We start from the raw sequence: 18,842 nt of genomic DNA on the forward strand, positions 1-18,842 counted from the left end.
CCATGTCCACCTTTAAACCGCGCGACTGGGGTTCCCACGCCCCCTTTATCGCACCCGGTTACAAGTCCACCATCCTGCGCGGCCCGACGCAGGCACCGCTTGCGATCAAATCAGGATTGAGCGAGGGCACCGGCCCGCGTTTTGCCCCGGCATCGGTGCGCAAGCTTGACTTCGATCTGACCAAGAACGGCATCACCAATGGTGAACCGCTGGGCGAACGTATTGTGGTGCATGGCAAGGTCATGGATACCGATGGCCGCCCGCAGCCCGACATTCTTGTTGAAGTCTGGCAGGCCAATGCGGCGGGGCGTTATGTGCACAAGGTGGATCAGCATGACGCGCCGCTTGACCCGAATTTCCGTGGGTCGGGCCGGTGCATGACGGATGCCAATGGCAATTATGTTTTCTATACGATCAAGCCGGGGGCCTATCCGTGGGGCAACCATTTCAATGCATGGCGTCCGAACCATATCCATCTGTCGCTGTTCGGGCCGGGCTTTGCCACGCGCCTTGTGACCCAGATGTATTTCCCGGGTGATCCGTTGCTGGAGCTTGATCCGATTTTCCTTGAAACCCAGGATGCAAGCGCCCGTGAACGCCTGATTTCCAAATTTTCAATCGAGAAAACCGAGGAAGGCTTCGCCCTTGGTTATCAGTTTGACATCGTCCTTCGCGGACGTAATGCCACCCCGATGGAGGACTAAGTCATGTCTTATGGTGAAACTCCTTCGCAGACGGTTGGCCCTTATTTCGCCTATGGCCTGACGGCCGGGCAGTATGGTTATGATTTTACCGATATCGCAGACACAACCATCGCCGGACCGGACGCGGATGGCGAACATATCCGCATCACCGGCCGTGTTCTTGATGGCAATGGCGATGTCGTCAATGACGCGATGATCGAAATCTGGCAGGCCGATGCCAACGGCGCCTATACCGAAAATCCGGTTGATGTTGCATCATCGGGTTTCCGGGGCCTTGGCCGTTGCGGTACCGGCACGGACGCGCAGAACCGCTTTTATTTTGACACCGTCAAACCGGGTGTCGTTGCCGATGGCACGGCCCCGTTTGTCAATGTCATCGTGTTCATGCGCGGCATGCTGGTTCATGCCTTTACCCGTTTCTATTTCGATGACGAGGCGGCACTTAACGCCAAGGACGATATCCTGCAATCGGTTCCCGCCGATCGCCGTGACACGCTGATTGCCAAGCGTGTCGAAACCCGTACCGGGGTTGAATACCGGATCGACATTCATATGCAGGGGGACGCGGAAACCGTGTTCTTCGACGTGTAAGTCGCTTCGGTCTGGATGGCTGTGTTCGCTGCTTTGGGGAAAGCCGGTGGTCACAGCCATCCAAATCATTCCAACGCATCCGGCTGAGATATGCCGCGTTTTATTGTTCTGGTTACCACAGGAGTTTTACCGTGGTTGCACGTTTCATGTCGCTTAAAGAGGCTGTCGCATCCTGCATCAAGGATGGCGATACCGTCTCGATGGAAGGTTTCACACATCTGATCCCGCATGCCGCCGGGCACGAGGTCATTCGTCAGGGGATCAGGGATCTGACCCTGATCCGGATGACGCCCGATATGATCTATGATCAGCTGATCGGGGCCGGTTGTGCAAAGAAACTGGTGTTTTCGTGGGGCGGGAACCCCGGTGTCGGGTCGCTGCACCGATTGCGCGATGCGGTTCAGGAAGGCTGGCCGCACAAGCTTGAGATCGAGGAACACAGCCACGCGGCAATGGCCAATGCCTATGACGCGGGGGCGGCGGGTCTGCCCTGTGCGGTGTTCAAGGGATATCGCGGGGCGGAATTGCCGCGCGTGAACAAGAACATCAAATTCATCGAATGCCCGTTCACTGGTGAACGTCTGGCAGCCGTTCCGGCCATTCGCCCGGATGTTGCGGTGGTTCATGCCCAGAAAGCCAACAAGAAGGGCGATGTCCTGTTTGAAGGTATTGTCGGGGTTCAGAAAGAAGCCGTTCTGGCCGCGAAAAAGTCGATCATCACGGTCGAGGAGATCGTCGATAACTTTGATGATGTTCCCTACAATGCCGTGATGCTGCCGAACTGGGCGGTGACCGCGATTGTCGAGGTGCCGGGGGGTGCACATCCGTCTTATGCCCAGGGTTATTACAAGCGTGACAACGCGTTTTACAAGGCGTGGGACAAGATCGCCAATGATCGCGACAGTTTCACCGCGTGGATCGATGAGCATGTCATGAAGGGCGGCCCCGAAGATTTCGCCGCCAAGCGCGCAGCGAACAAAGGGTAAGCGGAGGAAAGATTATGGTTGACTATACCCCTACCGAAATGATGACGGTTTCTGCCTCGCGCGCACTCAAGAATGACGATGTGTGCTTTGTCGGCATCGGCATGCCGTCGGCAGCGTGCAACCTTGCACGTTTGACCCATGCGCCGGAACTGACCCTTATTTATGAAAGCGGCACGATTGGTACGAAGCCAGACGTATTGCCGTTGTCCATCGGGGATGGCGAACTTTGCGAAACGGCCGTCAATACCGTGCCGGTGCCGGAAATGTTCCGTTACTGGTTGCAGGGCGGCAAGATTTCCGTCGGCTTCCTTGGTGCGGCACAGCTTGATAAATATGGCAACATCAACACCACCGTGATCGGCGATTATGACGATCCCAAAGTCCGCCTGCCGGGCGGTGGCGGGGCGCCGGAAATCGCGACGAGCTGTGGCGAGGTGTTTCTGGTGATGAAACAAAGCAAGCGCGGCTTTGTTGAGAAGATTGATTTCGTGACCTCGCTTGGTCATGGCAAGGGCGGTGATGACCGTGCATCTTATGGTGTGGATACCAAAGGCCCGTCGCGCTTGATTACCGATCTTTGCATCATGGAACCGCATCCGGTTGGCAAGCATTTCATCGTGACATCGATCCATCCGGGCGTGACGCGCGAAGATATTATCGAAAACACCGGCTGGGCTGTTGAATTTGCGGATGAAGTCGCCGAAACTCCGGTGCCCGACGCGCACGAGCTTCAGGTCCTGCGTGACCTGCATGCCCGCACCGCCAAGGCCCATGAAGGCCAGCAGTAAGGACTTTGAATATGGCTGATGCTTATATCTGCGATTTTATCCGCACCCCGATTGGCCGTTTTGGCGGCAGTCTTTCGTCGGTTCGTGCGGACGACCTTGGTGCCATTCCGCTGAAGGCGTTAATCGAACGCAATCCGAATATCGATTTTGGCGATGTCGATGACGTGATTTTCGGATGTGCCAACCAGGCCGGTGAAGACAATCGCAACGTGGCGCGCATGTCGTCGCTTCTGGCCGGGGTGCCGGAAAATGTTACCGGCACGACGGTCAACCGTCTGTGCGGATCGGGTATGGACGCGATCATCATGGCCGCACGCGCGATCAAATCAGGCGAAGCCGATCTGATGATTGCGGGCGGTGTCGAAAGCATGTCGCGTGCGCCGTTTGTGATGCCAAAGGCGGAAACCGCCTTTTCGCGCAATGCGGAAATCTATGACACCACGATTGGCTGGCGTTTCATCAATCCGGTGATGAAAAAGCAGTACGGCGTTGATTCCATGCCGGAAACCGGTGAAAACGTCGCCGAGGATTTCAAGATCAGCCGTGCTGATCAGGATGCCTTTGCCGCCCGGTCGCAGGATAAGGCGGTGGCCGCACAGGAAAACGGCAATCTGGCCGCGGAAATCACGCCGGTCACCATTCCGCAGCGTAAGGCCAACCCGATCATCGTTGACAAGGACGAACATCCGCGTCCGGGCACGACAGCCGAAAAGCTTGGCAAACTGCCGACCCCGTTCCGCGAAGGCGGTTCGGTGACGGCGGGCAATGCATCGGGCGTGAATGACGGTGCGGCAGCATTGATCATTGCATCGGAGGCAGCGGTCAAGAAATACGGCCTGAAACCGATTGCCAGGGTGCTTGGCGGTGCGACGGCGGGGGTCCCGCCACGCATCATGGGCTTTGGCCCGGCACCGGCCAGCAAGAAGCTTCTGGCGCGTCTTGGTCTTACCGCCGATCAGCTTGACGTGATCGAATTGAACGAGGCCTTTGCCTCGCAGGGGCTGGCGACATTGCGCGATCTTGGCATTGCCGATGATGATGCGCGTGTGAACCCGAATGGCGGGGCGATTGCCCTTGGTCATCCGCTTGGCATGTCGGGCGCACGTATCACCGGGACGGCTGCGATGCAGCTGAAACGTACTGGCGGTAAATATGCGCTGGCGACGATGTGCATTGGCGTCGGGCAGGGTATTGCCATTGTGCTTGAAGCGGTCTGATTGATCGTTTGATTTCAAAAGGGCCCCCTGTGCCGTTGAAGAACGGGCAGGGGCTTCTTTTTGTGTTGTTGACCGAACGCAGTCGCGGCGCGACACTAACGACCTGAAATAACACCTGTTTAAACGGTGGACCAAACCAGATGACAATTTCGCCCTTTGATTCTGCGATGCTTGGCAATCTGTTTGCCGATGCGGAAATTGCCGCGCTTTTTACCGATGATGCGCAGATCGCATCGATGGTGCTGTTTGAGGCGGCATTGGCATCGGCCGAAGCACGCGCAGGCGTGATCCCGGAAGCAAGTGCGAACCGTATTGCCGATGTCTGCCGCGAATTTCGCCCCGATCCCGCGACATTCGCGGTGGGAACGGCAAGTGCCGGTGTGCCGGTGCCGGCATTGGTCAAGGCGCTTAAGGTCGAGATCGGCGGGGATGATGCGCGTTATGTCCATTTTGGCGCGACCAGTCAGGATGTGTTTGATACGGGGCTGGTGTTACGGCTTCGTGATGCGGTGGCGATTATCCGCCGCCGGACGCGCAAGCTGATCAAGGCATTGATTGCGCAGGCCGAAGCCCACCGGGCGACGGTCATGATCGGACGGACCCGTTCACAGCAGGCCGTGCCGACCACATTCGGACTTAAAGCCGCCGGATGGCTGGTGCCACTCGTGCGGATTGATCAGCGGATTGATACGTTATGTTCCGATCTGTTCCGGTTAAGCTTTGGCGGGGCAGCGGGGACGCTGGCATCCATCGGGGATAAGGCGATCGAGGTTGAACGCAATCTGGCCGATGAACTTGAACTGCCCCCAACCGATATGCCGTGGCACAGCCAGCGCGATGTTCTGGTCGATTTTGCCGCACAGCTAACCGCGCTGAGCGGTGCGCTTGGCAAGATGGGGCAGGATTTGGTGTTGCTGGCGCAATCCGAAATTGCCGAAGTCCAGCCGGGCAAGGGCGGCGGATCATCGACCATGCCGCATAAATCCAATCCGGTGCAGGCCGAAATGCTGATCACATTGGCGCGGTTCAATGCCGGGCAGCTTGGCACATTTGCGCAAAGCCAGATCCATGAACATGAACGATCCGGGGCAAGCTGGTTGCTGGAATGGCTGACTTTGCCGCAGATGATCATGGCGACGGCGGCGGGATTGGCGCAGGCGGTTGATATGGTGCCGACCCTTAAGATCAATGCTGATCGGATGGCGGCCAATCTTGAACTGTCACGCGGTGCGATGCTGGCGGAGGCCGCGACCTTTGCGCTTGCCGAGCATCTTGGGCGTGACGGAGCAGACAAGCTGGTGAAAGACGCGTTATCGCGATCTGCCGCCAATCAAAGCAATCTGTTTGATGAATTGCCAAAACTTACCGATGTCGGGATCGACTGGGCCAAGCTGCGCGATCCGGGGCATTATATCGGGCAGGCCGATGCCTTTGTCGAGCGGGTGGTGACAACCGCCCGTCGGGCGATCAAGGACAGTTGATATGAAAAGGCGGTCGGGAAATGACCGCCTTTTGATTTTGCCCGCGATCAGGTCACAGGACGCAGGCGTTTTTCAACGGCATAGTTATGGATCGGAACCCCGGCGACTTCAAAATCGCGGCGTTCAACCACGTGAAAGCCCTGTTTTAACAGGAAGCCCTTGGCGAGTTCGCTGGCTTCGGAATAGAGCTTTGCGATGTTGCGGTCACGTGCCGCTTTTTCGAGGGCGTCATAAAGTATCCTGACCGCACCGGTACCGGCAAGTTCGGGCAGGGCATACAGAAAATGGAGATGCCCGTCGGCTTCGAGATCGCAAAAGGCGACGGCCCGGTCGTTTGCATCCACCGCAATCAGGCGCAGGCGACCATCATCCATCAGTTCGGCAAACCGTTCTGCGGTTGGGGCGAGAGACGCCCAGATGCCGACCTGATCAGGGTTATAGGCACGTGATCCCAATTCCGTGACGGAACGGGTGTAAATTTCGGTCAGCACCGTTGCATCGGTTGCGCGATACGGGCGGATGGTGATCAATTCTGTGAACCCCATGCCGCGTCAAAGAACCGGACTTCAAGTTCGGTTGCCTTGCGGAAACAGGAAAGACAGTTTGCGCGGGCCGTGTCATCGAGTGTCGGTCCGGTTTTATCGAGCTGATCATTCAGAAAGGCGACGACGCTTTCGAAATAGGTCCCGATATGCAGATCAAGCCATTCGGCGTACCAGAATTCTTTGGGGTGGCTTTCGATTTCATTGTGAACCCGATCCGCCCAGCCAAGATAGGTGCCTTCGGCCACGGCGAGGACCGCCAGCATGCTGGCGTAGTCGTTGCTTTCCATGGCGGTGCGCATCAGGTCCTTGAAGTCACGCGTGGCGTCCCAGTCGGGCATTTCGCAGCGTTCCTGTTCGGTGACGCCAAGCGCATCAAGTGAGCGTTCGAAATAGGTGTTTTCCGGTCCGGTCAGAAGGGCGAGAAACTGGCAGGCCGGAATCCGGTCCGGCAGCGTTGGCGCACGTGATACGGCACCGGCCAGAAGGGCAACAAACCGGTCGATAAAACGGTGGTCCTGAATCAGATAGTTTTTGAGATTGCGGTCGGGAACCGCGGCCTTGCCCCAGGCATCGGTAAAGGGATGGTGGGTGACCTTGTGCCAATCATCGGCAACACACGCCTTTAGCCATTGGGAAAAAGTGCCGCCCGGATTTTGATCGTGCCAGATCGGCCAATCGGCAACGGATGCGAATTTATCGGTCATGACGGGGCCCTTTTCCTGCAAATCAAACAAGGGCGTAGCACGCGTTTTCACGGCCTGCAACCGGATCATGTGCCGCATTCCTTGCGATAGATCAGTTTTAACACAAATAAATGATAAAATTACATTTGTTAATTATAATATTATATATTATCAGGGTGATATTGATCCCGTGGTTTTCAGAAACAGGAGTTCCCGATGAAATCCAATGTCGGAAAAATTGATCGCGCCTTGCGTGTTATTCTTGGCGTGGTTCTGATTGCGCTGCCGTTTGTTGTTGCGACGGAGACCGGTCCGTTTGCAGCACTTGGCGGATTTGGCTGGGTGGCGATGATTGCCGGTGCAATCATGATCCTGACTGGTGGGATGCGGTTTTGCCCGCTGTATCGCATTCTGGGTATCCGGACATGCCCGATTGATACAAAATCCGCCAGATAATCGACTTTTATGACGTCGGGGAGTTGTCAGCCGACGGATATAGTGGCATCCGTAATCCTGGTATTCCGCTTTTACGTTCCAAGCGCATAAGCGGTCCTTGTGACCCAGGAAAACGGACCCGCAACGATGAAACGCCTGAATGATGAACTGACCGTCTCGCCGCAGATGCCCCTTGATGCTGTTAATGATATCGCCGGGGCCGGTTTCAAGACCATTGTCTGTAATCGCCCGGACAACGAGGACCCCGGTCAGCCATCATTCGCAGAAGTCGAGGCAAAGGCAAAAAGCCTTGGTCTTGCCGCCGTGTTTCTTCCGGTTGCAAGCGGCAATGTTTCGGATACCGATGCCGATGCCTTTGCCAAGGTTCTGAGCGAAGCTGAAAAACCGGTATTCGCGTATTGCCGTAGTGGCACGCGCTGCACGATCCTTTGGTCGCTTGCCAGTGCTGGCAATTTGCCGGTTGAAGACATTGTCAAAACGGCTGCGGGGGCGGGATATGATATGTCGCCTCTGGCACCCCGGATTGCCGCGCGCAGCTAACCTGCCGAAAATGCACTTCCGGTTTCATCCGTTTCATGGCGAAATGGGTGAAACCGCCTTGATCCATGGGATCGGCAAGTATTGATGCTTCGGGTGCCTTTTGACCAAACTTGACCTTCGTATCGCAACAGATGGGGACCTTGATGCCCTGTGCGAGATCGAAAACAGTTCATTTGATATTGACCGTTTGTCACGCCGCGCTTTCAAGCGTTTCCTTGGCAGCGAGACGGCGCGCCTTTGTGTTGCCGAACGCGATGGCGCGGTTGTGGGCTATGCCCTGGTGATTTTCCGATCCAACGTTGCGATGGCACGGCTTTATTCCATGGCGGTTCTGGAGAGGCATCGCGGGCAGGGGATCGGCCGGGCACTTCTGACCCGGGCCGAGGAACTCAGCCTTGATTTCGGGGCCCCGATCCTGCGGCTTGAGGTCAATCCGGATAACGAAACGGCGATTGGATTGTTCAAGGCGGCGGGATATCGCGAATTTGCCCTTTATCCTGATTATTATCCCGATCATTCCGACGCGCTGCGTATGGAACGTGTTCTGGTGCCGCAATCCCTGCGTCGGCCATCGCCGATCCATTTTTATCACCAGACCATGCCATTTACCTGTGGCCCGGCGGCATTGATGATGGCGATGAATGCGCTTGATCCCAATGTCGAAATGGATCGCAATCAGGAAATTGCGCTTTGGCGTGAGGCAACGACCGTTTTCATGACATCGGGGCATGGCGGGTGCGGGCCGCTTGGCCTTGGACTGGCGGCGCATAAACGCGGTTTTGATGTCGAGGTTTTAAGCAGCCGCGACGGGCCGCTTTTTGTTGATACGGTGCGTAAACCCAAAAACCGCGAAGTCGTGGAACTGGTGCATTATGATTTCGCCCGGCAGGCGCGCGAGGCCGGTATTCCGGTAACCACCGGGCCGTTCAGCATTGCCGAGATCGAAGAACGGTCAAAACAGGGCAAGATCGCGCTTGTCCTGATCAGCCAGTATCGGATTTACGGCGATAAAATCCCGCACTGGGTTGTGGTTTCGGGATTTGATGACCGGTATGTCTATGTCACCGATCCGGATATTGGCGAAGACCACGAACCGTTCAGCGGCAGCGATTGCGTATCGACACCGATCCTGCGCAACGAGTTTGACCTTATGGTGCGTTATGGCCGCGACAAGCTTCAGGCGGCAGTCTTCATTGAAAAAAGGGCCGGATAAACCGGCCCTTTGTCATTTTGAATGGAATGCGTCACGGACGCGCGATCTTGCCCAGAAGGTGGGCGATGATCCGGCGATACAGGTCCATGCCGAGCACGACATCCTCGACCCCGCCATCGATGTTGGGGTTGTCGTTGACTTCGATCACCATCGGGCTGTGCGGGGTTTCTTTCATATCCACACCATAAAGACCATCGCCCATCAGGCGGGCCGCAGCCAAGGCTGTGGAAACGATATCAGCCGGGGCATCTTCGACGGCGACGGTTTCAAAGCCGCCTTCCTCGAACGATTTGCCGTCATCTTCGTGTTTGACGATCTGCCAGTGGCCCGGCGCCATGAAATAGCGGCTGGCAAAGAGTGGCTCGCCCCCCAGAACGCCAATGCGCCAGTCAAAGGTGGTTTCGACATATTCCTGAATGACGAGAAGTTCGGAATTCTTGAACATCTCGGTCGCGACTTCGGCCAGATGTTCGGGTGATTTCACCTTGCGCACCCCGCGCGAGAAGCAGCCATCGGGTACCTTAAGCACCGATGGGAAGCTGAATTGCTGGCCGATTTCGGCAATGCGGCGTTTATCGAAAATCATGCTGCGCGGGGCCGGAATACGGTGCGTACGCAGCAATTCGGCAAGGTAAACCTTGTTCGTGCAGCGCAGGATCGAGTCCGGATCGTCAATCACCGGAATGCCTTCCTTGCGCGCCCGTTTGGCAAAGCGATAGGTGTGATGATCAAGGGCGGTGGTTTCGCGGATCAGCAGCGCATCAAATTCCGACAGGTGATGGAAATCCTTGGCCGTGATCAGTTCGGCCTTGGCGCCAAGGTCGGATGCGGCCTGAATGAACAGGGCCAGTGCATCGCTATCGGATGGCGGCAGGACCGCATCGGGATCATGCAGGATCGCTACCAGTGCGCTTGGCGGGTTGCCACCAGCCGCCGGTTTGCGCACGCGACCGCGCAGATAAGCACGGATGGCGCTTTCAAAAGCGGGCAGGTCTTCAGCACCCAGTTGGCTTAGTGCCGGGGCTTCGATTTCGCGCAGGATTTTCTTGTCCGACGGGTTCAGATGCAGACGCAGGATCGGACAGCGGAACTGATCAAAGGCGCGCTGGGCGATATCACGGAAGCGTTTATCGACGGTGCGGCCAAAGAATACGTCGATCTTGGTCGGGTGATCGCCCGGTTTTGCCAATGCTTCGACGATTTGCGGGCTCATTTCCGCACGCGCGGTTTTTTGCAGCCGTTTCCAGTTCAGATCGAGAAGGACGTCGGCTTCGGGGATTACGCGTTCGCTGCGTGCGGCGGCAAGCAAGCTGCAATAATAACCCCGCGACAGATATTCATAGGACTGGCACAGGTTGATGACACGCCGGTTTCGCACCCCGTGATCAAGCGCAAGATATTCACGCACCCGCATGATGCGCGCACCGGGCACCTGAAACGGCAGGTCTTTCAAACGGTCGACAAGGATCAGCGGCGCACCGGTTGCGACCGCTGGCGACCGTTCAGTCGGGATGTCATACAGATCATGTTGCAGGCGAATGCCATCGGCACCGTCTTCGTAATAGCCGGGCAGGTCGGCAATCTGCTGATAGCCGTGGCGGTCATAAAGATTGCGGGCATTGCTGTTTTCAACGCGCACTTCAAGGCGGATACGGACACATCCGGCATCCATCGCAAGGTTTTCAAGACCGGCCAGAAGTTGCGTGCCCAGACCCTTGCCGCGCCAGTTATCGGAAATCGCCAGCGAATAAATGCGCGCGGTCGTCGTGTTGGCGCGCAGCAAAAGCAGACCGTAGCCGACAATGTCGGGTTTGCCGCTTTCGCCAGCATCGGCGACTAGAAGACGGGCGGATGCCTGGCGCAGGAAGCGCGAAAAGCCGGACCGCGAAATCGCGTCGCTTGTAAAGCTGCCGCTTTCAAGGGCGCAAAGACCATCCAGATCAGAACGGGTGGCGTTGCGGATGATGACGGGCAGGGGCGGGGTTGAAGTCACGTTTGGAGTCAATGGGTGGCCTCCGGCTTTTGGGTGGCAACAGCAAACAGATTGCTTTCAACTTCGAGTAAGCGGAACAGTTTTTTCTGACAAGTGCGATTACCGATCACAGCCATGCCATTTTTTCATGCTGTTTGATCGTTGGTGCATTCGACCTGCGTATAGAATGAAAATATGGTAGACGCTTGGCAAGTGCCTTAAAACAATAAACGGATCGGCCTGTGCGATGAATGCGGCCGGACGTTACATAAGTCTATCGGGACCGAGTGAAGATATTGGGGACGTCGTTGGTGAATACGGATAAACGCTACAACCGCAAATCCAGTTTGCGCGGCATTGGTGTTGTGTCTGTTTTGCTGATGGGAACGGCGCTTTCGGCCTGTTCGGGAGATAATGTTTTATCCGAATTTGGTTTCGGACAGGACAGCGACAGTGCCGCACAGGACGCCTTGGGTGTGAAAATCCCCTATGAAGTCCAGATCGAAGGTATCGACCCGCAGGAAGAAAAACTGTTAGCTGCGTTGCGCGATGTCAGCACGTCGATCCGGCTGCAATCCCGCCCGACGCCATCGCTTGCCGGGCTTGAGCGCCGTGCCGAGGATGATGTGGAACGGTTTGAAACCGTTTTGCGGTCATTCGGGTTCTATGACGGACAGGTATCGTTCAATATCCGCAAAACCGAACCCGATGATCAGAATACACCGGACGGTGAAAATGGCGGGGAGGGCGATGACATTGTCAGTGCGGCAAGCGAACCGGCAGCCGGCGCGCCGGACAGTGCGGAACAACCCGATCCGGTTGATCTGGTTTATCAGATTGATGTCAATCAGCCCTATCTTCTGTCGGAAGTGAAACTGGTTATTGTCCGCCCGGATCATACGACGCGCCGCGAAGCCACGGATGAGGAACTGGAACGTACCAATCTGCATCTTGGGCAGCGTGCCGCTGCCGACCCGATCATACTGGCCGAGCAATATGCGGTTGATTTCATGCGAGATCGCGGTTTCCCGCTGGTGGAAGCGGGCAAGCGCAAGGTCATTGCCAATACGGCGGAAAAAACCATTTCCGTGACGTACGAGCTGGTCACCGGGCCGGAAGCCAATTTTGGCAAGGTCAGTGTCAAAGGAGCCGAGACCGTTGATGAGGATTTCATCGCCGGTTATCGTAGCTGGAAACCGGGGCAGAAATATTCCCCAGAAGAAGTCCGGACAACGCGCCGTGATCTGGCGCAATCGAACCTGTTTGACAGCGTGATTGTCAAGCCGGTCGGACCGGTCGCCGAAAATGGTGAAATCCCCGTCGAGATCGAAGTGCGCGAACGCAAGCATCGTACAATCGGTGGCGGGGTTGATTTTTCAACCGCCGACGGACCGGGAGCGAATGCGTTCTGGGAAAACCGCAACCTGTTCGGGGCGGGGGAACGGCTCAGACTTGGTATCGAAGGATCGGGACAAAGCCAAGGGCTTGAGGCAACATTCCGCAAGCCGCAATTCCTTAAGCGTCGTCAGGCGCTTGTGGCGGATGGATCGGCCAAGAATTACAGCACGGATGCCTATGACGGCGAACTTGTCGAAACCTTTGTCGGGGTTGAACGCAAGATTGGTGATTACTGGTCTGTCACGCTGGGCCCGACGGCGGAATATTCCGATCTGACCGGGGCTGATTCGCCCAACGAGCAATTCTATCTGGGTGGTTTGCGGGGTATTTTGCGGCGTGACAGCACGGATAACCCGCTTGATCCGACCGAAGGCAACCGGCTTGAATTCAACGTGTCGCCCTATACCAGTCTGAGCGGCCCGAGCGCACAATTCACATCCGTTTCATTGAATGGATCGCAATATTTCGCCTTTGACGAAGAAGGCGATTATGTCCTTGCAGGGCGGGGGCGTGCCGGGATGATCATTGGTGAAGACAGATCGGATCTTCCGGCCAACAAACGGTTCTATTCCGGTGGCGGTGGATCGGTTCGCGGTTACGAATATCAGAAAGTCGGGCCACTTGACGAAGATGGCGATCCGCTTGGCGGGCGTTCGGTTCTTGAGGCCGGGCTGGAATTCCGGGCACGGGTTACGGAAAGCTTTGGCATCGTGCCATTTGTCGAAGGCGGTAATGTTTTTGAGGCAAGCGACCCCGAAGACCTTGATCTGCTTTGGGCGGCGGGGCTTGGTTTCCGGTATTACACGGCTGTCGGCCCCTTGCGCTTTGACTTCGCCGTGCCGCTTGATAAGCGTGACAATGTTGACGACGATTTCCAGATTTATCTTAGCCTTGGACAAGCATTTTGACGTTGCCTGACGATCCCAAACCATCCGGAACCACCAAACGCGGAAAGGTTGCCAAATGGGCGCGACGTGGCGCGATTGCGTTTGCGTGCCTATTGCTGCTGATGATTGCGGTTATCGGCATTGCGGGAACCGGGCCTGTATTGCGTGCGGTAACGCCGTGGCTGAATACTACGGTGGCAGAGGCGATAGAGGGCGATTTCGAGCTGGGCCGGATCGAGGGCAGCCTTTGGACGGGACTTTCGCTTGACCGGTTGTCGATGTCGATGCCGTCAAATGGCTTGGCTGTGGAGGTCAGCCAGTTCGGGTTTGACTGGTCGCCGCGGGCACTTTTGGGCGGGACGCTTCGGATTGATCGGGTTGAAAGTGCCGCGATTGACGTCGTTTTGCCCGATATGTCCGGAACCGAAGATGCCGCCGAGGAAGAAGAAACCGCGTCGGGCGGCTTTGCGCCACCACTTGCCATTGAACTTGGCAAGCTGGCGCTTGGCAATGTGCGTATTTCCGACCCGGCCAGCGGCAAAAGTTTTGAATATGGTCTAAGCGCCAGTGCGGCAATTCGCGAAAACCTTGAAGCGGCCTTGTCGCTTGATCTGCAACCGCTTGATGACAGCATCGACCATTTGAAGGCCGATATTGATTTTGACGGCGATGAACAGCGGTTGAAAGCCGACATTGACGGCAAGCTTGATCGTGCAGGGCTGGTCATGACCCTTGCCGGGCTGGCACCCGAAGATGCGCCAAATGTCACGATCAGCCTTAAGGGCGATGGCCCGGCGACAGGCTGGAAAGGGCGGATCGAACTTGCGGCAAGTGATCTGATGACGCTTGGTGGTGATTTGGGGCTTCGGCTGGATCAGAGCCGGATCGGGTTTGACCTTGATGGTGTTCTGGCAACGCAGGGCGACCTTGCCGGACAGCTTCCCGAACCGTTGCGGGGCGATGTCGATTTGGGGATTGGCGGGCAGTTTGATGCGGATGCCAGTATTCTGTCGATCACGCGCGGCGATATCGCGAAATCCGGATTTGCGACGATTGCAGCCACGACGGAAATCAATTTTGATGACAGCACGGTTCTGGCCGATTTGAGCGGTGATATCGATCCGGCGGTATCGGGCCTGATCGAGGATAGCGTGACATGGGGCGGGCTTGATTTGACCGCGCATGCCGAAGGGCCGCTTGAATTGCCCGATGTGACCGTGATGCTGCGTGGGGATCAGGTCGCAACACCGGTATCAACCATCGGAACATTGGCCCTTGATGCCGATCTGCGCGGTGATGAAGACGGGTTTTCTGTTCAAAGCCGGATCGATGTTTCGGGCAATAAATGGCAGGATGCCGATCTTGGCGCGATGCTGGGCAAGACGCAGCAGGTTGCCCTTGATGCGGAAATCGCACCGGATTTCAGCAAGTTTGCCCTTGGCAAAATCAATATCACGACGCCGGGTATTTCGGTTAACGGCAAGACCGATATCAATGACGTGATGGCGGTGACGGATGGCGAATTGATTGCCGATATCCGTGACCTTGCGATTTTTGCACCGATTTCCGGTCTTGATCTGAGCGGGACGGGGCAGGTCGCGGTCCGCGATATTGAATGGTCGATGGAGCAGGGCGGTAAAGCCGATATTGCGATCAAGACAGACCAAACCGGGTTTGGCATTGCCGATCTTGACCGCATTGTCGGTCTGAGTCCCACCATTGATGGCAAGCTTGCAGTCAGTGATGCATTTGATCTGTCGATCACACTTGATCAGATTGCCACCGCGATGGTTTCTGGTCCGGCGCAAATCGATATTTCAAATGAATTCAGATATTTGTCAGTAAAATCTGATGTTTTGGTTCAATCTGGTGTGGTGCCGCCCGATATTGGTGTTTCCATCGCCCCGGCGACGCTTGCGATCAATCTTGACGGGGATATCGCGGCACCGGCGGGAACGATCAAGCTTGCGACACCATCGGTTTTGGCTGGTGGGCAGAAGTTTGAAAAGCTTGATCTTGAGACGGTAATGCGCTGGTCCGATCAGGCGGTATTGTCGCTGATCAACAAGGCCGGGTTTGGTTTGATGGGGCGCAATTACGATCTGGCGGCAGATGTGGTTTTGCCCGCCGATGGTTTGCGGGTGGATAATATTGCCCTGACGGGTGAACGGCTTGAACTGGTCGGTAGCTTGATGTTGCCAGATTATGCCGTGCCGATGCGTGGCAAGCTTTCGGTGCGTAAACTCGATGCCGTGATGCTGGCTGATTTCGGGGCGCCGGTGACGAATGGTGCGTTAACGGCGGATGTGGCGTTTGTACCGAAATCGGGTCAGCAACAGATTGATGTGAATGCCAACCTGAAAGGCATTCGGCTTGCCGCCGAAGAAGGTGCGGAGCAACCTGCGATCGAGGATGTCGTTCTGGCGGGATCGATCCTGAACGCGTTTGAAAAGCCCGGCTTTGATTTGGCCCTGAACGGGCGTGATATTCGCTTTGTGCCGCTTGCCATTGATCAGTTGCAGACCGAGGTTAGCGGCGACCTTTCGGCCATCGGGATTGCGATGAATGCAAACGGGCAGCTTCGCGATACCATTCCGGTCAAGCTTGATAGCAATATGGAACTTGGTCTTTCAGACGGGATCAATGTTCGTGCCGATCAGCTTGATATCAGTATCGGTAGCCAGAACATCGCCCTTCGCGAGCCGCTGTTATTTACCCAGACCGAAAACGGACAGCAGAAACTTGACGCGGCATTGAATGTCGGTGCCGGGCAGGTAACCGCAAAACTTGATCATCGGCCAAAGCGCAATTTTGCCGCCAATGCGCGAATTGCGGACCTCGTTCTGGGGCCGTGGGGGGAGATGTTCGGGTTAAGCGGGCTGGATGGTACAATGAATGTGACCGCCGATATATCCGAAGCGTCCGGGCAAATGCCGATTGCGACCGTCAAGGGCGGAATTGAAAACATCACGACGGCGGCTGTAAAGGATATGGCGCCGTTTGGGATGGTGCTTGATCTGGCGTTGCAGGACGGTCAGTTTGACGGCAATGCCACCCTTGGCAATGAAGAGGCACAGATTGTCGAGGCGCGTGGTACCGTGCCTTTGGGTGTTTCCATCCTCAAACAGGATTTCACACTGGACCCCGATGCGCCGATTGATGCACAGGTCAAGGTGGACGGCGAAATTGCACAATTCTGGCCTTATGTCCCGGCACCTGATCATGTGATGTCCGGGCATCTCAAACTGGATGTGGTTGCCAAGGGAACGCTTGGTGCGCTTGACTGGAATGGCGATATCGCCCTGTCTGATGGGGCATATGAGCATCTGGAATATGGCACGCTGTTGAAGCAGATTACGGTCAATGGTGACTTTGATCAGAACGGTTTGCGGGTGCCGGAAATTACGGCAACGGATGGCGGGAATGGCCGGATCAGTGGCTCGGCCGAGGTGACACTGGATGACGATCCGGTGGTCAGTTACAAGGCGGAGCTTAAGATTGATAACGCAGCCCTGTCGCGCAAGGATGAGCTGCAATTCTGGGCGGATGTGAACACATCTGTCACCGGGACTGAAAAAACCGCCGATATCAAAAGCAATGTAACGCTTCGCCGTGGTGAAGTGGACCTGACACTTGCGCTGCCGGCGTCGGTTTCGACCCTTGATGTCGAGAATATCGAGGACGCCAAGCAGCGCGAGGAAGAAGAGGAAAAGAAAAAAGCGGCATCGGGTTTTGTTGGTAATCTTGACGTGACGGTTGATATTCCGGGGCGTTTGTTTGTGCGCGGGCGGGGGCTTGATTCCGAATGGGGTGGCAAGCTTGATATCAGCGGGACAACCGCAGAGCCGATCATTGTCGGGCAGTTGCAGGCGTTGCGCGGGCAGCTGGATATCATTGGCAAGACATTCGTGATCAAGGATTCCAAAATCACGTTTTCAGGTGCAACACCGCCCGATCCATTGTTGGACATTGAAGGCGTCTATACCACCGATGACCTGACGGTGACGGCCGGTTTCCAGGGACCGGCAAGCGATCCGGAACTGGTTCTGACATCCAACCCGTCCCTGCCGGAGGACGAAATCCTGTCGCAGGTGCTGTTTGGCAAATCGCAGGGAAGCCTGAGTGCGATTGAGGCTGTCCAGCTTGCCAGTGCGGTGAACGAGCTTTCGGGCGGGGGCGGCGGACTTGATATCGTCGGTTCGGTACGTCGCTTTATCGGGGCGGATGTTTTGCAGGTGGGCGGCGGTGAAGATGGCCCGAACGTCAAGGTGGGTAAATACCTGACGGACGGGGTCTATGTCGGCACCAAGACCGGCACGACCCCGGGGTCAAGCGGGGTCGAGGTCGAGATTGAATTGACGCCAAATATCAGCGTGACCAGCGAAACCACCGAAATCGACAGCAAAGCCGGTGTTCAGTTCCGGCTGGATTACTGATCAAGTTTGATATCGCTGATATCAACAAGCGCGCCGCGCCGTGAAATCACGCGACCAGCGACCTTTTGCGCAACGGCAATGGCGGCAGGCACATTGCGCCCGGCATTGCGGGCGGCAAGGTATGATCCGTTAAAGGAATCCCCGGCCGACGTCGTATCGATGATATCGGTGACCTTGGGCGGCGTTACGGTGCCGCTTTCGCCGTCCCTGATCGAATAAAAGGTCGGTTCACCACCGCATTTGACGACAACCTCGTCCGCGCCCAGCGAATGCCAGCGTTTGGCGGTGGCAGAGGGCGTTGCGTCGCCAAACAGCGCGCTGTCGTCGTCAAATGTCGGCAGGACGGTGTGGCAATGGGGGGCAATCGCCAGATAGGTTGCCATTGCATCGTCCTGATCGGCCCAAAGGCGCGGACGATGATTGGTGTCAAAGCAGACTTTGCCACCCTGTTTGGCAAAATCCCTGGCAATGCTGATCAGGGTCTGGCGGTCTTTATCAGACAGGATTGCCAGTGTGATCCCCGAAAGATACAGGCAATCGAACCCGCCAAGCGCATCGCGTAACACGGTATCGTGACCGCCCTGAAGCATCTGTTTGGCGGCGGCATTATTGCGCCAGTAGGAAAAGCTGCGTTCCCCGGTTTCATCGGTCTGGATGGCATAAAGACCGGGAAGGGCGCCATCAATCCGTCGAACCAGTGTCGTGTCGATATTGTCGTTCTGCCAGGCGGCAATCATCGCGTCGCTATAGGGATCCGTACCCAGTGCCGTGATGTAGGAAACATCTGTATCAGGCGTTGCAAGCAGGCGGCTGGTGCGTGCCATATAGGTCGCACCATTAAGCGTATCACCGGCAAAGCCGAGATTGGCTGCGCCAAAAATGCTGCCAGGGGATGTTCCGGCAAGCTCGATCATGCATTCGCCGATAAAGGCAGTACGGGTCATT

The 18,842-nt window shown here is 56.4% G+C and carries 15 protein-coding genes; 11 read left to right on the forward strand and 4 right to left on the reverse strand.

Going from position 1 to position 18,842, the window contains the following annotated elements:
* The first annotated feature begins 2 nt into the window (after positions 1 to 2).
* From pcaH to J7395_RS13835, 6 genes are all read left to right on the forward strand, one after another.
* The gene (pcaH, locus tag J7395_RS13810; RefSeq protein ID WP_062961402.1) at positions 3 to 704 is read left to right on the forward strand and encodes a protocatechuate 3,4-dioxygenase subunit beta; all 702 of its coding nucleotides are present in this window, start codon (positions 3 to 5) and stop codon (positions 702 to 704) included.
* Positions 705 to 707: 3 nt separating this feature from the next.
* Positions 708 to 1,295, forward strand: a complete 588-nt coding sequence (pcaG, locus tag J7395_RS13815) for a protocatechuate 3,4-dioxygenase subunit alpha (protein WP_209221891.1) — start codon at positions 708 to 710, stop codon at positions 1,293 to 1,295.
* A 131-nt stretch (positions 1,296 to 1,426) separates the two neighbouring features.
* Positions 1,427 to 2,281 (forward strand): CoA transferase subunit A, encoded by an 855-nt coding sequence (locus J7395_RS13820; protein WP_209221892.1) that lies wholly within the window; start codon positions 1,427 to 1,429, stop codon positions 2,279 to 2,281.
* 14 nt (positions 2,282 to 2,295) lie between these two features.
* The gene (locus J7395_RS13825) at positions 2,296 to 3,069 is read left to right on the forward strand and encodes a CoA-transferase subunit beta (protein WP_062953078.1); all 774 of its coding nucleotides are present in this window, start codon (positions 2,296 to 2,298) and stop codon (positions 3,067 to 3,069) included.
* Positions 3,070 to 3,080: 11 nt separating this feature from the next.
* Entirely contained in the window at positions 3,081 to 4,286 is a 1,206-nt protein-coding gene (gene pcaF / locus J7395_RS13830) for a 3-oxoadipyl-CoA thiolase (RefSeq protein WP_209221893.1), read from the forward strand.
* Between the two features lie 140 nt (positions 4,287 to 4,426).
* Entirely contained in the window at positions 4,427 to 5,767 is a 1,341-nt protein-coding gene (locus J7395_RS13835; RefSeq protein WP_209221894.1) for a 3-carboxy-cis,cis-muconate cycloisomerase, read from the forward strand.
* Positions 5,768 to 5,814: 47 nt separating this feature from the next.
* Here J7395_RS13835 and J7395_RS13840 read toward each other — a convergent pair whose 3' ends face one another.
* Together J7395_RS13840 and J7395_RS13845 are read right to left on the reverse strand one after the other, a co-directional pair.
* Positions 5,815 to 6,312: a GNAT family N-acetyltransferase gene (locus J7395_RS13840; RefSeq protein WP_209221895.1), complete on the reverse strand. Its 498-nt coding sequence runs from the start codon at positions 6,310 to 6,312 to the stop codon at positions 5,815 to 5,817.
* Complete coding sequence (locus J7395_RS13845) at positions 6,294 to 7,016, reverse strand: TenA family protein (protein ID WP_209221896.1); 723 nt, start codon at positions 7,014 to 7,016, stop codon at positions 6,294 to 6,296. The genes J7395_RS13840 and J7395_RS13845 overlap by 19 nt, the downstream gene beginning before the upstream one ends.
* Before the next feature lie 195 nt (positions 7,017 to 7,211).
* On the opposite strand from J7395_RS13845, the gene J7395_RS13850 reads away from it, so the two are divergent.
* The 3 genes from J7395_RS13850 to J7395_RS13860 all read left to right on the forward strand — a co-directional run bounded on the left by J7395_RS13850 (position 7,212) and on the right by J7395_RS13860 (position 9,204).
* Entirely contained in the window at positions 7,212 to 7,451 is a 240-nt protein-coding gene (locus J7395_RS13850; RefSeq protein ID WP_062953082.1) for a DUF2892 domain-containing protein, read from the forward strand.
* Positions 7,452 to 7,577: 126 nt separating this feature from the next.
* The gene (locus tag J7395_RS13855; RefSeq protein WP_209221897.1) at positions 7,578 to 7,991 is read left to right on the forward strand and encodes a TIGR01244 family sulfur transferase; all 414 of its coding nucleotides are present in this window, start codon (positions 7,578 to 7,580) and stop codon (positions 7,989 to 7,991) included.
* A gap of 100 nt (positions 7,992 to 8,091) precedes the next feature.
* Positions 8,092 to 9,204: a GNAT family N-acetyltransferase/peptidase C39 family protein gene (locus tag J7395_RS13860; protein WP_209221898.1), complete on the forward strand. Its 1,113-nt coding sequence runs from the start codon at positions 8,092 to 8,094 to the stop codon at positions 9,202 to 9,204.
* A 31-nt stretch (positions 9,205 to 9,235) separates the two neighbouring features.
* Here the strand turns inward: J7395_RS13860 and J7395_RS13865 are convergent, their stop codons facing one another.
* Positions 9,236 to 11,209 (reverse strand): GNAT family N-acetyltransferase, encoded by a 1,974-nt coding sequence (locus J7395_RS13865; protein ID WP_247742184.1) that lies wholly within the window; start codon positions 11,207 to 11,209, stop codon positions 9,236 to 9,238.
* 278 nt (positions 11,210 to 11,487) lie between these two features.
* Here J7395_RS13865 and J7395_RS13870 point away from each other — a divergent pair, with 278 nt between their 5' ends.
* Both J7395_RS13870 and J7395_RS13875 read left to right on the forward strand, forming a co-directional pair.
* Positions 11,488 to 13,482, forward strand: a complete 1,995-nt coding sequence (locus J7395_RS13870) for an autotransporter assembly complex family protein (protein ID WP_209221899.1) — start codon at positions 11,488 to 11,490, stop codon at positions 13,480 to 13,482.
* Positions 13,479 to 17,897 (forward strand): translocation/assembly module TamB domain-containing protein, encoded by a 4,419-nt coding sequence (locus J7395_RS13875; protein WP_209221900.1) that lies wholly within the window; start codon positions 13,479 to 13,481, stop codon positions 17,895 to 17,897. The genes J7395_RS13870 and J7395_RS13875 overlap by 4 nt, the downstream gene beginning before the upstream one ends.
* On the opposite strand, the gene J7395_RS13880 is transcribed toward J7395_RS13875, so the two are convergent.
* On the reverse strand, positions 17,891 to 18,841 hold the full coding sequence (locus tag J7395_RS13880; RefSeq protein WP_209221901.1) for a sugar kinase: 951 nt from the start codon (positions 18,839 to 18,841) through the stop codon (positions 17,891 to 17,893). The genes J7395_RS13875 and J7395_RS13880 overlap by 7 nt on opposite strands.
* Position 18,842: the final 1 nt, after the last annotated feature.

This window comes from Thalassospira sp. A3_1 (assembly GCF_017744215.1).
Lineage (GTDB): Bacteria > Pseudomonadota > Alphaproteobacteria > Rhodospirillales > Thalassospiraceae > Thalassospira > Thalassospira lucentensis_A.